Origin of the sequence: Martelella limonii (assembly GCF_013344475.1) — a bacterium.
Lineage (GTDB): Bacteria > Pseudomonadota > Alphaproteobacteria > Rhizobiales > Rhizobiaceae > Martelella > Martelella limonii.
The window spans coordinates 36,630-50,226 of the sequence record NZ_JABUOU010000005.1; the positions used below are offsets into that span (position 1 = coordinate 36,630).

Annotated in this window: 13 protein-coding genes; 8 read left to right on the plus strand and 5 right to left on the minus strand. The window is 62.1% G+C overall.

Going from position 1 to position 13,597, the window contains the following annotated elements; genetic code table 11:
• Nucleotides 1-13: 13 nt before the first annotated feature.
• The gene (locus HPQ62_RS12170; protein WP_206678066.1) at nt 14-277 is read left to right on the plus strand and encodes a phosphopantetheine-binding protein; all 264 of its coding nucleotides are present in this window, start codon (nt 14-16) and stop codon (nt 275-277) included.
• A 41-nt stretch (nt 278-318) separates the two neighbouring features.
• Here the strand turns inward: HPQ62_RS12170 and HPQ62_RS12175 are convergent, their stop codons facing one another.
• Nucleotides 319-1,158 carry a fumarylacetoacetate hydrolase family protein gene (locus HPQ62_RS12175; protein WP_174802836.1) on the minus strand — a complete coding sequence of 280 codons (840 nt, stop codon included), beginning with the start codon at nt 1,156-1,158 and terminating at the stop codon, nt 319-321.
• Between the two features lie 17 nt (nt 1,159-1,175).
• On the minus strand, nt 1,176-1,922 hold the full coding sequence (locus HPQ62_RS12180; RefSeq protein ID WP_018067004.1) for an SDR family NAD(P)-dependent oxidoreductase: 747 nt from the start codon (nt 1,920-1,922) through the stop codon (nt 1,176-1,178).
• A 213-nt stretch (nt 1,923-2,135) separates the two neighbouring features.
• On the opposite strand from HPQ62_RS12180, the gene HPQ62_RS12185 reads away from it, so the two are divergent.
• On the plus strand, nt 2,136-3,116 hold the full coding sequence (locus HPQ62_RS12185) for an aldo/keto reductase (protein ID WP_174802837.1): 981 nt from the start codon (nt 2,136-2,138) through the stop codon (nt 3,114-3,116).
• Nucleotides 3,117-3,133: 17 nt separating this feature from the next.
• On the opposite strand, the gene HPQ62_RS12190 is transcribed toward HPQ62_RS12185, so the two are convergent.
• The 3 genes from HPQ62_RS12190 to HPQ62_RS12200 form a co-directional block, all read right to left on the minus strand.
• Nucleotides 3,134-4,645, minus strand: coding sequence for a UxaA family hydrolase (locus tag HPQ62_RS12190; RefSeq protein ID WP_174802838.1), 1,512 nt, complete (start codon nt 4,643-4,645; stop codon nt 3,134-3,136).
• Between the two features lie 281 nt (nt 4,646-4,926).
• Complete coding sequence (locus HPQ62_RS12195) at nt 4,927-5,256, minus strand: L-rhamnose mutarotase (protein WP_174802839.1); 330 nt, start codon at nt 5,254-5,256, stop codon at nt 4,927-4,929.
• Nucleotides 5,257-5,282: 26 nt separating this feature from the next.
• Nucleotides 5,283-5,957: a GntR family transcriptional regulator gene (locus tag HPQ62_RS12200; protein ID WP_174802840.1), complete on the minus strand. Its 675-nt coding sequence runs from the start codon at nt 5,955-5,957 to the stop codon at nt 5,283-5,285.
• A 352-nt stretch (nt 5,958-6,309) separates the two neighbouring features.
• Here HPQ62_RS12200 and HPQ62_RS12205 point away from each other — a divergent pair, with 352 nt between their 5' ends.
• From HPQ62_RS12205 to HPQ62_RS12230, 6 genes are all read left to right on the plus strand, one after another.
• A complete protein-coding gene (locus HPQ62_RS12205; protein ID WP_174802841.1) occupies nt 6,310-7,809 on the plus strand; it encodes a sugar ABC transporter ATP-binding protein in 1,500 nt (499 codons plus the stop codon).
• Complete coding sequence (locus tag HPQ62_RS12210) at nt 7,806-8,798, plus strand: ABC transporter permease (protein WP_174802842.1); 993 nt, start codon at nt 7,806-7,808, stop codon at nt 8,796-8,798. The genes HPQ62_RS12205 and HPQ62_RS12210 overlap by 4 nt, the downstream gene beginning before the upstream one ends.
• A complete protein-coding gene (locus tag HPQ62_RS12215; RefSeq protein WP_174802843.1) occupies nt 8,798-9,781 on the plus strand; it encodes an ABC transporter permease in 984 nt (327 codons plus the stop codon). The genes HPQ62_RS12210 and HPQ62_RS12215 overlap by 1 nt, the downstream gene beginning before the upstream one ends.
• A complete protein-coding gene (locus tag HPQ62_RS12220) occupies nt 9,778-10,713 on the plus strand; it encodes a sugar ABC transporter substrate-binding protein (RefSeq protein ID WP_174802844.1) in 936 nt (311 codons plus the stop codon). The genes HPQ62_RS12215 and HPQ62_RS12220 overlap by 4 nt, the downstream gene beginning before the upstream one ends.
• A gap of 109 nt (nt 10,714-10,822) precedes the next feature.
• Complete coding sequence (locus HPQ62_RS12225; RefSeq protein ID WP_174802845.1) at nt 10,823-11,875, plus strand: MupA/Atu3671 family FMN-dependent luciferase-like monooxygenase; 1,053 nt, start codon at nt 10,823-10,825, stop codon at nt 11,873-11,875.
• Nucleotides 11,859-13,586, plus strand: a complete 1,728-nt coding sequence (locus tag HPQ62_RS12230) for a beta-ketoacyl synthase N-terminal-like domain-containing protein (protein WP_174802846.1) — start codon at nt 11,859-11,861, stop codon at nt 13,584-13,586. Before HPQ62_RS12225 ends, HPQ62_RS12230 begins: the two co-directional genes overlap by 17 nt.
• The last annotated feature ends 11 nt before the right edge of the window (nt 13,587-13,597 follow it).

Below are 13,597 nucleotides of genomic sequence, written 5' to 3' on the forward strand. Positions count from 1 at the left end.
AAGGGAGACTATGATGAGCGAACCAACGGTGATTGACGAGGCCGGCCTTCAGGCGCGGATACGCGACATCGCCGGCGTTCTTCTGCGGGCCGAAACGCCTGCCGCCGAAGACCATTTTCTGGCGCTTGGGGGCGATTCCCTGCTCGCGACGGTCTTTGCCCGCAAGGTCGAGGTCGAATGCGGGCCGCGCCCGTCGCTTGAGGAGATATTCACGCTGTCCTTTGCCGAAATGGCCGAGGCGCTTGCGGGGCGCCAGGACGGCGCCGCGCGGCCGTAGCGGCCCGGCAGCAGCCGGGCCTCGGTAACTGGCGGTCTTTATCAGGTGTCGGCGCGCACCTGCTGGCGCTGGCCGCCGAGGCCCTCGATGCCGAGTTCGACCGTGTCGCCGGCTTTCAGATAGCGCGGCGGCTTCAGTCCCTGACCCACGCCGGGCGGAGTGCCGGTCGAAATGATGTCGCCCGGGTGCAGCGTCATGAAGTCGGACAGATAGCTCACCACATGGGCGACGCCGTAGACCATCGTGGCCGACGAGCCATCCTGCATCGTCTCGCCATTGACCTTCAGCCACATCTTCAGGTTCTGCGGGTCGGCAATCTCGTCGCGCGTGACCAGCCAGGGACCGACAGGGCCGAACGTGTCGCAGGACTTGCCCTTGGTCCACTGGCCGGACCGCCGGGTCTGGAAGTCGCGCTCGGAGACGTCGTTGATCACGCAGTAGCCGGCAACGTGTTCGAGCGCCTCATCGCGGGAGACGTGCTTGGCGCGCTTGCCGATGACGACGCCGAGTTCGACCTCCCAATCCGTCGCGGTGGCGTTGCGCGGGATGACGATGTCATCATCGGGCCCGACGATCGCCGAGGTGGCCTTCATAAAGATCACCGGCTCCGGCGGTACCTCCATGCCGGATTCGGCGGCGTGGTCGGCGAAATTAAGGCCGATGCAGATGAATTTGCCGGTGCCCGAAACACAGGGGCCGAGGCGTGATGCTGCCTCCGCCATGGGCAGCGCCTCGGGATCAAGGTCTTTCGTCCATGAAAGGTCTTCAAGCCATTTGCCGGCAATGTCATCGACGATCCCCGAAAGGTCGCGAATGTTTCCGTCCTTGTCGAGCAGCCCGGGGCGTTCCTCGCCAGCGGGTCCATAACGCAGCAGTTTCAATAGAGTATCTCCGCAAATCAGTAGGTGGTTCGACCGCCGGAAAGATCGAAGGCGGCGGCAGTGGTGAAGCTGTTTTCGCGCGAAACCAGCCATGCGACCATCGCTGCGGCCTCGTCGACCTCCAACAGGCGGCCACGGGGGATGCGCGAGCGCATATATTCGATATGCTCTTCGGTGAGCTGTTCGAGAATGCGGGTCTGTGCCGTCGCCGGCGTAATGCAGTTGACCGCAATATCGTATTGCGCAAGCTCCTTGCCGAGCGACTTCGTCATCCCCATTACCGCGGCTTTCGAGGCGGAATAGGCGGCAGCGTTGGGGTTGCCTTCCTTGCCAGCGACGGAGGCGATATTGACGATCCGTCCGTAATTGCGTGCCTTCATGCCCGGTACCACCGCGCGGTTGACGTAGAAGGTGCCGTTGACATTGATGTCGATGACTTTCTTCCACATCTCGATGTCATAATTGTCGAGAGGTGCGGCGGCGCCCGCGATGCCTGCGGAATTGACGAGGATCGATATCTTGCCGCTTGCCTTCTCAGTGGCGGCAGCAGCGGCTTCCACCGATGACCAGTCCGAAATGTCCGCGATCTGGACGGTTGCCGCCTCGCCTATTTCGGCGCGAGCCTGTTCCAGCCTGTCTTTATCGATATCCCACAGGGTGACCGTCGCACCGGATGCGACGATGCGTCGGGCCATGGCGAAGCCCAATCCCTGGGCGCCTCCGGTGACGACGGCGTGTTCGCCTTCAAGGTCGATCTTGTTCATAGGTTCGCTTCCTCCTCATTGTGTGCGCGACCGCCTCGAGACGCCATGTCCCGGCATTTTCCTGCATGGCGGATACGCTGATATATCCCTTGAATAGTCTAATTATATTAGTGTAACAGTTTGGGCAAGGCCTGGTTTCACCGGGCGAATTTCGCAAGGGAGGCGGCTTTGAAGGCGACTGACGAACGGAAGGTGGGACGGACGGATCTTAACATGACCAGGCTCGGCATGGGGTGCGCCTCGCTCGGCGGGCTGTTCGCCCCGGTGGATGCGCCGACATGTCTTGCGACGCTGCAGGCCGCCTGGGATTGCGGCATTCGTTATTTCGATGCCGCTCCGATGTACGGGCTCGGCCGGGCGGAACATATGCTCGGCTATTTCCTGCGCGAGCAAATCGGCGCGCGCCCGAGCATCGTCAGCACCAAGGTCGGGCGCCTGATGGCGCGGGACCGCCCTGGCCGGGAACTGCCGCCCGAGGCCGACAAGAACCCCCTCGATCCGGGCTGGTGGAACGGGCTGCCCCTTCGGGAAGTGTTCGACTATTCCTATGACGGCCTGATGCGCAGTTTCGACGACAGCCTCCAGCGCATGGGGCGCGCGGGCGTTGATATCCTTTACGTGCACGATATCGGCAAGCTGACCCATGCCGAGCTTGCGGAGCATCACTGGAGCGCATTGACCAAGGGCGGCGGCTTCCGTGCATTGTCCGATCTGCGTGACGCCGGCATCATCAAGGGCTTCGGTCTCGGCGTCAACGAGGCCGAGGTCGTGATGGCGGCCATGGATGAGGCGGAGCTGGATTGCACCCTGCTTGCAGGTCGCCATACCCTGCTCGACCAGAGCGCCGATGCTCTGCTCGAACGCGCCGCCCGCGAGAATATGGCAATCGTGATCGGCGGCGTATTCAACTCGGGCATTCTCGCCTCGGCAGCCGGCGGCAATCTCAAATTCGATTATCAGGATGCGCCCGAGGCGATCGTCAGAAAGGTCGGCGAGTTGCGGGCGGTGTGCGACGAGTTCGACGTCCCGCTTGCCGCCGCGGCCATACAGTATCCGTTCCGCCATGAAGCCGTAACCTCGGTGCTGATCGGCGCCAAGCACCCCGACAGGGTGAAGCAGAATGTCGACTGGTTCGAAATGGCATTGCCGGAGGAGCTGTGGCAGACGCTCGCGGCGCACGGATTGGCAGGGTAGGGGCGGCTGAGGCGCCCCTACATGGTGGCGCCCAGGCTCCAAGGCACGAATTCATTGTCGCCATAACCGAGCGTTTCCGATTTCGTCCTGCCGCCTGAGGCCACTCTGAGAATCTCGTTGAAGATCTCCTCGCCCTTGGCAGCGAGCGAGACGCCTTCCAGCACATCGCCGCAATTGACGTCCATATCGTCGTTCATCTGTTCGTAGATGAAGGAGTTGGAGGCGAGCTTGATCGACGGCGTCGGCTTGCAGCCAAAGGCGGAGCCCCGGCCGGTGGTGAAGCAGAGCACATTGGCGCCGCCGGCCACCTGGCCGGTCGCCGAAACCGGATCGTATCCGGGGGTGTCCATGAACACCAGCCCGCGCTCGAGGATCGGCTCGGCATATTCGAGAACAGCGCGAAGATTGGTGCTGCCGCCCTTGGCCGCGGCGCCGAGCGATTTCTCGAGGATCGTGGTCAGGCCGCCGAGCTTGTTTCCGGGCGATGGATTGTTGTTCATTTCCATATCGTGGCGGGCCGTGTAGTCTTCCCACCAGCGGATCCGCTCGATCAGCTTTTCCCCGACCTCGCGGTTTTCCGCGCGCCGGGTCAAAAGGTGTTCCGCACCGTAAATTTCGGGCGTTTCGGAAAGAACGGCCGTACCGCCATGGGCAACCAGCATGTCGACCGCCGCGCCCAGTGCCGGGTTTGCGCTGATGCCGGAATAGCCATCCGAGCCGCCGCATTGCAGCGCCAGAACGAGTTCGGAAACCGGTTGGGTAGTCCGCCGGGCGGCATTGACGGTCGGCAGCATGTCGATGATCGCCTTGACGCCGGCATCGACGGTTTTGCGCGTGCCTCCGGTTTCCTGGATGGTCATGGTGCGGAAGGTCTCGCTCTCCGTGATATCGTAGGATTTCATCCAGCGCGGAATCTGGAACGCCTCGCAGCCCAGTCCCACCATCAGCACGCCGCCGACATTCGGGTTGGTTGCAAAGCCCCATTGGGTGCGCTTGAGCACGTCGTAGGCCGGACCCTTCACATCGATGCCACAGCCCGTGCCGTGGACGAGTGAGATCACGCCGTCGACATTGGGATATTCATCGAGCACGCCGGACCGGTTGATTTCATCGGCTATGAAACGGGCGACGCTCGCCGAACAGTTCACCGAGGTCAGCGTCGCAATGTAATTGCGGGTGCCGACCCTGCCGTTGGCCCTCTGAAATCCCTCGAAGGTCGCGCGGGCGCTGTCATCGACAAAGCGTGTGGGATGCGTATTGGTGCCGAACTCATAACTGCGCTCGAAGGAATGGAGGTAGACATTGTGCTCGTGAACCCATGCGCCGGGGAGGATATCCTCGCGTGCAAAGCCGATGGTCTGGCCGTATTTCACGATCGGTTCGTCCTTGCCGATCTTGCGTATGGCCATCTTGTGGCCGCGGGGAATATTGGCCAGCGCCGTAACGGCATGGGCCTCCTCTCCCTTCTTGAGCGGGTCCACGACCAGCAGGATATTGTCTGTGTCGGATAGTTTTATGAAACGTGTCATTTGCCAACTCTGAAAGACCGCGGATTCGTCATCCGGTAAAATCGAATTTGTATACTAATATAACAATGGCATCCTAAGCAAGTGCGAGCCTTGTCGCATCAGCAAATCACGCCGAGATACAACGGAGAGGAGCGGATGCGGAGTCCGCTGGCGCGGTGGGCGCAATGGCGCGCCGGAGCATTCTCCGCTGATGTGGAGGTTATCTATCTGTTTGTTTTTGCGCCTTTAGCGGAGGGTGGCGTTTCGGCCTGACCGCTGAAAGCCTGCGTGGCTGGATCGGTTCAGGAGAGGTGGAAGACTTCTTCCATGGACGCCCACCACTCGCCGGAGGCGCGGGTAGCAAGCGGCGCCTGCATCGGGTCGCACAGTTCCCACCATTTCTTCATGGCGGCCGATTCGGCCATTCGGGCCGCATCGGCGGCGAAGTCGTTGCCATGATATTCCCAGTAGGCGAACAGAAGGTTCTCGGGCTCGCGCAGGAAGATCGAATAGTTGCGGATATTGGCCTTGCCGAGCAAGTCGAGAATTTCCGGCCAGACGGCGGCGTGAACGCGCTTGTATTCCGCGATCGCCTCGGGTTTCACGCCGATGCAGTGAGCCATTCTTTGCATACGGTCGCTCCTCTTCGCTGTAGGAATCAGTCGGTAAGATCGCCCGCGACTTCCAGCGTATTGAGGAGCGATGTGTTGAGGTGGCTCTCCATGGCGCGCGCCGCGCCCTCCGCATCGTTACGGGAGAGCGCCTCCAGAATGGCCTCGTGCTGCTCGATCGTCTGGGCGCCATAGCCCGGTCTCGGGATCGCCAGATAGCGGCCGCGGTCCATCTGGGCCTTGGAAATATCCACCGCGCGCCAGATCGACGGGAAACCGCTGATTTCGGTAATGGTGCGGTGAAAAACATCGTCGAGCTGGATAGCGTTGGCATATCGGCCGCGGGAAATCGCCAGCCGGTGGGCGGCGATATTGTCTTCCAGCAGTTCGGCGGTGGCGGGCGTGAAATTGGCTGCGGCGTGGCGCGCGCTTTCCATCTCGAGCGCGCGGCGGATCACATAGGCCTCTTCTAAGTCCTTGCGACTGATCGGCGCGACATAGGTGCCGGTCTGGGCGAGGATCTTCACCATCCCTTCATCGCTGATGCGCTTCACCGCTTCGCGAACGGGTGTGCGCGATACGCCGAGCGCTTCGGCAATCGCGATCTCGTTGATCGGCTCGCCCGGTTTCAGCTTTCCGCCCACGATCATGGTGCGGATCATCTGGTAAATCTGGTCCCTCAAAGGCAGGGATCTGTTCAATGTCGAGGGATCGAAATCCATAGGTTCGTTCCAGTTTGCGGCTCGCCTACGGCCATTATTATATTAGCATGTCAAACACTTAAGGGCATGTCAAATATTATCTGGATTGTCAAAACCCGGTATCCCACATGCTGTCCTCATTTCCGGCAGAATGGCCTCAAACCGCGCTTGTCAGCATTATTATATTAGTGTAATAGACATTGAAGACGGCTTCTCCCAGTCGTTTGCTGGCTTCCTTTCCGGGAAGGGATCGGTGCGGGAGAGGGCTTCGAGCGTGCGAAATCTCGCTTGAATAAACTGTTATACTAACATAACATGGAGGTGGACATTGTTTGGAGGCGATGTCCCTTTCCGGAGGAGGACGCAGGCCGATATGACCGAAGCTCAGTTCGCGCTGGACATGAGGGGCATCACCAAGACGTTCCCGGGCGTCAAGGCGCTTTCCAATGTCAATTTCAGGGTCAAGTTCGGTACCGTTCACGCGGTCGTCGGCGAAAACGGCGCGGGCAAGTCCACGTTGATGAAGGTGCTGAACGGGTCCTACGCCCCCACCAGCGGTACGATCCGCGTTGCCGACAAGGAGGTGCGGATGCGCCGTCCGGCCGATGCGCAGGCGCTCGGTATCCGCATGGTTCATCAGGAAATCAATCTGGTGCCGGATCTCAGCGTGGCGGAAAACGTGTTTCTTGGGCGCATGCCCGGGCGCTGGGGCTATCTGCGCCGCGGCGAACTGGTCTCGCGCACCCAGGCGATCCTTGCCGAACTCGGCGCCATCGTGAACCCGCGCGATCGACTGGGCGATCTTTCGATCAGCCAGCAGCAGCTTGTCGAAATCGCCAAGGCTTATGCCGCCAACCCGCGCATCATCGTTCTGGACGAACCGACGTCCAGTCTGAGCGAACACGAAACGGCGGCGCTGTTCAGGATCCTGCGCAAGATGCGCGATGACGGCATCGCGATCGTCTATATCAGCCACCGTGTCAAGGAAGTCCTGCAGATCGCCGATGAGGTGACGGTTCTGCGCGACGGCGCCATGATCGAGACCCGGCCGATCTCCGGCATTACCGCCGGCGAGATGATCCGCCTTATGGTCGGACGGGAAGTCGGCAATGTCTTTCCCAAAAGTCCGGCGACGATCGGCGCGCCGGTTCTCAGCGTCGAAAATATCGGCGACGGCACCCATTTCCACAATGTCAGCTTCGAGGTGCGGGCCGGTGAAATTCTTGGTCTAACGGGGCTTGTCGGCGCCGGGCGGACGGAGTTGGCTCAAGCGATCTTCGGTCTCTCTCGCCTTGTCGAGGGCACGGTGACGCTGAACGGCCGGCCGCTTTTGATCGAGACGCCGGCCGATGCGGTGCGCGCCGGCATTGCCTATGTGCCGGAAGACCGCAAGGGCGACGGCATCATTCCCGAAATGTGCATCCGGGAAAACATCAGCCTGCCGGTCTTGAGGAAGCTCAGCCGGATGGGGCGCATCAGCCGCAGCGCGGACCGCGCGCTGGCCAGCGAATATGTGAGGCAGTTCGCCATCTCACCACCTGACGGGGAACGGCGCATCAACCTGCTTTCCGGCGGCAATCAGCAAAAGGCGGTTATCGCGAAATGGCTGGCGGCAAAGCCTAGCGTGCTGATTCTGGACGAGCCGACGCGCGGCGTCGATGTCGGCGCCAAGGCGGAAATTCATAACATCATCGGCAGGCTTGTCGGAGAGGGCATGGCGGTGGTGATGATCTCTTCCGAACTCCCTGAAGTCCTGGGCGTGTGCGACCGCGTCGTAGTCATGCGGGGCGGTCGCGCATCGGCGCCGCTCCTCAGGGAAGAACTGAGCGAGGAACGGATCATGACACTGGCGACGGACGAGGAGGCGGCATGAGCGATCTGACCGCTGGCAGCATGAAAAAGACCGAACGATTTACACGCGCCCACTGGCTTGTCGAGATTGCCTCGCGCGCCGGGCTGCTGTTCGCAATTCTGGCAGTGATCCTCTACGGCTCGTTCGCCAGCCCCGCATTCTTTTCCACGGGCAACTTCGTCAATGTCCTGACCTCGATGTCGATCGTGGGTATTGTCGTGGTCGGCATGACATTTGTGCTCGTCGTTGGCGGGCTTGCCGATCTTTCGGTACCGGCGACGATTGCCTGCGGGGCCATCCTGTCGCTCGGGCTGCAGCCAATGATCGGGCCGGTTCCGGCCTTCGTCGTGGCGATCGCGCTTGCGGGCGTCATCGGCTCTCTCAACGGAGCGTTGGTCGGCTATGCCGGCATCAATCCCATCATCGCGACGCTCGGCGTCGGCACAGTCGGTCTCGGCATCGTCCAGGCGGCGGTCGGCGGCGTCATCGTCTATGGGACCAATCCGGCTTCAGCCGAACTGGTCAAGGGCCGTTTGTTCGGCATACCGGTCGTGGTCATCATCTTCGCCGTCATTGCCGTGATTGGCCATCTCATCTTGTCCCGTTCCTATTGGGGGCGCTGGACCACGGCAACCGGCGGGAATTACTCCGCCGCCAGGGCAAGCGCGGTTCCCGTGCGCGCGGTCAAGGCCGGAGCCTTCGTCATCACCGGCGTTGCCGCGGGAATCAGCGGCGGGCTTCTCGGGCTGACGCTGCAGAGCGCGCGACCACTGGTGGGCACTGGCTATGAGTTCAGCGCGATCACGGCCGTCGTGGTCGGCGGGGTTTCGATCATGGGCGGATTCGGTTCTGTTCCGCGCGCGATTGCCGGCCTCGTCTTCGTGCAATTGCTGACCAATGTCATGGTGCTCGAGGGCGTGCGCACGCCGGTTCAGGGCTTCGTTCTAGGCATTCTGATCGCGGGCGCCGTCGGCATGGATGCCGCGTTGCGCAGAAGAGGAGGCGTCTGATGCGCATGCTCGCACTGGCTCTTCAATACCGGGTCACAATCATTCTCGGCCTGACGCTTCTGGTGTCCGCGCTCGTCGTTCCGGGGTTTCTCAACCTGACGACGCTCAGCCTCGGCTTCGACCGCGCCGCGACCATCGGTCTGATTGCGATCGGGCTGACGGTGCTGTTGATCGCCGGCCAGATCGACCTTTCGGCCGGGTCCGTGTTTGCCTTGTCCGGCATCGTTTCGGTGATGCTGCAGCCGCAGCTGGGCATTCTGCCCGCCGCGGTGGTGGGGATCGTGGTCGGCATGCTCTGCGGCGCCATCAACGGACTTCTGGTTGTCGGGCTGAAGGTCAATGCGCTCGTGCTGACGCTGGCGACAATGCTGATCTTCCGTTCCGTCGCGCACTGGCTCACCAACAGCCAGCCGGTCAGCGGCGTCGACATCATGTTCTCGCTGAAGATGTCACAGCTCTATTTCGATATCTTCACCATCCGCAGCGCATTGTTCCTGCTCGCGATTCTGGTTCTCCATTTCTGGCTGACCCGCACCATTCCGGGGCGCAACCTTTTCGCCGTAGGCTCGAATGCGGTCGCTGCGAAGGAGAGTGGTATCGCTTCCGGACGCATCATCTTCATGAGCTTCGTCTTTGCCGGCGCCATGGCCGGAATTGCCGGCGTCCTGCAGAGCCTCGTGACCAATACCGGCTCGCCGGTGTTCGGATCAGAGCTGATTGTCGTGGTGATTGCGGCGGTCGTCGTCGGCGGAACGCGGCTCGAGGGCGGCAAGGGATCGGCGCTCGGCACGCTTGGCGGGGTGCTGACCATAGGCGCTCTTACGATCGCAATGGAGTTCCAGTCGGTGCCCGCCTACATCCAGCAGGTCGTCTCAGGTTGCATCCTGATCCTGCTGGTCGTGCTGGACCGCACCGTGAGCATAAGGCGCCCTGCGGCGCCGTTTATCGAAGGCAAGTTTATCACTGAAGGAGGAAACGCATGACTGGGAAGAAAACGATATTGGGCTTGGCCGTTGCGGGCATGCTGGCCTCGGCCGGCTTCGCGCACGCCAAGACCGTCTGTTACGTAAACGCTGCGGATTCGCACGCTTATGCTACGCCGGCCAACGAGGCGCTCTTGGCGAGTGCCAAGGAACAGGGGCTCGAAATCCTGAGCCTGAGCCAGGACTTCGACGTCCAGAAGGGGACGGAGCAGCTGAACACCTGCGTGGCGCGCGGCGTCGACGCCATCATCCTGTGGCCTCTTGATCCGCAGGCCTATATTCCGGGTCTTGCCCGCGCGCAGCAGGCCAATATTCCGGCGATCATAATCAACTCGCCGATGAGCGATGACGCCAAGCCGTTCCTCAAGTCCTTCACCGGGCCCGACGTCTATGAGGAAGGTGAAATGGCTGCCGATGCGCTGAACGAAGCGCTGGGGGGAGAGGGCGCCGTGGTCGTGATCGCCGGCCAGGCCGGCAACGGCACCACGCTCGGCCGTGTCGGCGGCTTCACGGACCGTCTTGCCGAGATCGGTTCCAATATCGAGGTTCTCGATACGGTGAATGCCGACTTCGACCAGCAGAAGGCGCTGGTGATGAGCCGCGACTTGATCACCCGTTTCGGTGACAAGATCCAGGGCGTCTACGCCAATGACGACACCATGGCCCGCGGCTTCATTGATGCATGGAAGGAAGCGAAGCCTTCTGAGGACATGCCACCGATCGTTGGCATCAACGGCCAGAAGGACGCCTTCGAATCCATCCGCAGCGGCGACATGTACGCGACGATCGTCCAGTCGCCGGCCGAAGATGGCCGTCTGGCGGCCGAAACCGTCGGCAAGATCCTCAATGGCGAGGATGTCGCGGATCGCCTGCCCATTCCGCTGACCGTGGTCACGATCGACAATGTCGATTCCGTCGAACCGGCGTTCTGATAATGACCGCCGGCCCGGATTAATCCGGGCCGGCTTCCCCTTGATGGGGCGGTGCCCATTCAATTGGGAGGCCTGACGATCGATTGCGCAGCTCCGCTGGAGGGCAACGATGAAATTCAGCCTTATCTTCTTTTCCAATTCCTACCCGGATGATGCCGGCGGAGCCTATGGCGCAATCTCCGAATTCGCGCGATTTGGCGACGATCACGGCTTCGAGGCGGTCTGGGTTCCCGAACGACATTTCCACAGCATGGGCGGAATCTACCCCAACCCGGCCGTGATGGCGGCCTATCTTGCCGCGATCACGAAAAAAATCCGCCTCAGGGCCGGCAGCATCGTCGTGCCTCTGCATCATCCGGCCAGCATCGTTGAATCTTGGTCGATGGTCGACAACATGTCACATGGGCGGGTCGACCTCGCGCTTGCCAGTGGCTGGAACGTCAATGACTTCGTGCTCGCCCCGGAGGCCTATGGCGATCTTCGCGGCATATGGCTCGCGCGTGTCGCGGAAATCCGCGCCTTATGGGCCGGCCGGCCGCAGACCTATCGCAACGGCGCTGGCAAGGATATTCAGATCACCACCCATCCGCGACCGGTGCAGCCTGAGCCCGATCTCTGGCTGACGGCAACGAAGCAGCCCGAAACCTTTCGCACGGCCGGCGAAATGGGCATGAACGTGCTGACCATGCTCGCCGGAATTTCGCTGGAGCAATTGGCGGAAAAAACCAGACTTTACAGGGCAGGGCGGGCCTCGGTAGGTCTCGATCCGGACGGCGGTACAGTATCGCTGATGCTGCATACCTATGTGCATGAAGACCCGGAAAGCGTCCATAACGCCGTGCGCGCGCCGTTCCTGCAATACATCCGGACCAGCCTGCTCAGCCATCTCCAGGGCGGCGCGGTCGATGCCGGCCGCAGCCTATCCGATGAAGAGATCGACGAGATGGCGGAATACTCGTTCGAGCGCTATTTCGAAACGGCGGCATTGTTCGGCACGGTCGATCAGACGCGGCGGTTCGCGCTGGAAGCGCAGCGGGCCGGTGTTGACGAGATCGCCTGTCTTCTGGATTACGGTCCCTCGTTGAGCGACATCCGCGCCAACCTTCCCTATCTCGTCCAACTCAAGAAGAGCTTTGAAACAGCCGATGCCGGATATCAGTAAAGCCGCATCCCCGCGCGAAAATGCGGAAGGGATAGCGATCGTCGGCATGTCCTGCCGGTTTCCCGGCAGCATGGGGTGCGAGGCCTATTATCAATCGCTGCTGGGCGGGGCAGACCTGTTCGCACCGCCCCCGCGCGAGCGCTGGTCCTGGTGCGCCGATGATGCGGTCGTGGTTCGCAGGATGGGTGTGCTTGAAGATGTCTTCGGTTTTGACAACGCGCTTTTCCGCCTCTCTCCGCGCGAGGCCGAAACCATGGATCCGCACCAGCGGCTGTTGCTGGAGGAGGTCTGGCTGGCGATCGAGGATGCCGGCTACCATCCGGAAATCTTTGCGCGACGGAGCACGGGCGTGTTCGCGGCGATGTATAATCAGGACTTTCAGTTCTACACGCGGGCGGGCGATTGGGACGAAATCTCGCGCATGTATCTCGCCATGGGGGGCGCGCATTCGATTGTGCCGAACCGGGTCTCCTACGTCTTTGATCTTCACGGGCCGAGCGAGGTGGTCGATACCGCCTGTTCGAGCGCACTCGTCGCGCTCCACCGCGCCGTCGAGGCGATCCGCAACGGCGAGTGCGAACAGGCCGTGGTCGGCGGCGCCAGCCTGCTCCTGGAGCCGAGCCGGCTGGTGATGCTGCAGGATCTCGGTCTTCTGGCTGTTGACGGCGATTGTGCGCCTTTCGACAGGGATTCCGGCGGTCAGGTTCTGGGCGAAGGGGTCGCTGCGATCATCGTCAAGCCGCTGGCGCGCGCGCGGGAGGACCGGGATTTCGTCTATGCGGTCATCGACGGCACGGGCCTCAATCATCAGGGCGCGCGTTCGGGCGGTCTGACGAGGCCGAGCGCCGCCGCCCAGGCCGATCTCATGCGCCGGTCCTATGCCCGCCATCGGATCGATCCGAAAACGATTCGCTACGTCGAGGCGCACGGCAATGGTGGTGGCGGCGACGTCAGCGAACTGCTCGCCTTTCAGGATGTGCTGCCTGCCGGCACGCCGGTCGGTTCCGTCAAGGGCAATATCGGTTTTCTGGAAGCTGCGGGCGGTCTTTCGCAGGTCATCAAGGTGGCGATGGCCATGCGCCATGGCGTGCTGCCCGGCACGCGCTCCCACCGGCACCTGCTGGAGGACGAGGCGCTCAGCGATGAGGCCTGCCGGATCCTGCAAGCCGATACCGCGCTGGATGCGCTTCGCGGAGAGGGGAACCAGCCGTTCACGGCCGCCGTTCATGCCTATGGCCTCGGAGGATGCAACGCCCATGCGGTGCTGACGGAGCCGTGCTCAAGCGGGCGTACCGGCATGACCGAGGCAGCCTTGCCGCTCCTGTTTTCAGGCGAGGACGTCACGCAGACGGCAGAACTGGTCGAACGATTTCTGCTCTGGCTTGTCGAAGATCCCGCCGTGTCGCTTTCAGATATGGCCTTCACGCTTGCAACAGGTCGCCCGGCGCGCCGGCATCGGTTGGCGATCATGGCGTCAACGCCTGCTGAGGCTGCGACGCGCTGCCGGGCATGGCTCGCATCCGACCGGGCGGAGAGCGCCGAAGGTCGTCCCCTCGATGACATCGTGCGCCACTGGCTCGCCGGCGGCGCGCCGGACTGGAACCTGCGCCTTTCCGGATCGAGGATTGGCATTCCGCTCACTGCCTGGCGGCGCCGGCGCTATCCGCTGCCGCCCCTGAAAGGCGTCGCCTCTGGCGAAGTCCCGGCTTGACCGGGCGAGAC

What these genes read in the sequence shown, in the direction of transcription:
- HPQ62_RS12170 (WP_206678066.1), top strand. Translation starts at nt 14, where the DNA reads ATGAGCGAACCAACGGTGATTGACGAGGCCGGCCTTCAGGCGCGGATA.
- HPQ62_RS12180 (WP_018067004.1), bottom strand. Translation starts at nt 1,922, where the DNA reads ATGAACAAGATCGACCTTGAAGGCGAACACGCCGTCGTCACCGGAGGC.
- HPQ62_RS12185 (WP_174802837.1), top strand. Translation starts at nt 2,136, where the DNA reads ATGACCAGGCTCGGCATGGGGTGCGCCTCGCTCGGCGGGCTGTTCGCC.
- HPQ62_RS12190 (WP_174802838.1), bottom strand. Translation starts at nt 4,645, where the DNA reads ATGACACGTTTCATAAAACTATCCGACACAGACAATATCCTGCTGGTC.
- HPQ62_RS12195 (WP_174802839.1), bottom strand. Translation starts at nt 5,256, where the DNA reads ATGCAAAGAATGGCTCACTGCATCGGCGTGAAACCCGAGGCGATCGCG.
- HPQ62_RS12200 (WP_174802840.1), bottom strand. Translation starts at nt 5,957, where the DNA reads ATGGATTTCGATCCCTCGACATTGAACAGATCCCTGCCTTTGAGGGAC.
- HPQ62_RS12205 (WP_174802841.1), top strand. Translation starts at nt 6,310, where the DNA reads ATGACCGAAGCTCAGTTCGCGCTGGACATGAGGGGCATCACCAAGACG.
- HPQ62_RS12210 (WP_174802842.1), top strand. Translation starts at nt 7,806, where the DNA reads ATGAGCGATCTGACCGCTGGCAGCATGAAAAAGACCGAACGATTTACA.
- HPQ62_RS12215 (WP_174802843.1), top strand. Translation starts at nt 8,798, where the DNA reads ATGCGCATGCTCGCACTGGCTCTTCAATACCGGGTCACAATCATTCTC.
- HPQ62_RS12220 (WP_174802844.1), top strand. Translation starts at nt 9,778, where the DNA reads ATGACTGGGAAGAAAACGATATTGGGCTTGGCCGTTGCGGGCATGCTG.
- HPQ62_RS12225 (WP_174802845.1), top strand. Translation starts at nt 10,823, where the DNA reads ATGAAATTCAGCCTTATCTTCTTTTCCAATTCCTACCCGGATGATGCC.
- HPQ62_RS12230 (WP_174802846.1), top strand. Translation starts at nt 11,859, where the DNA reads ATGCCGGATATCAGTAAAGCCGCATCCCCGCGCGAAAATGCGGAAGGG.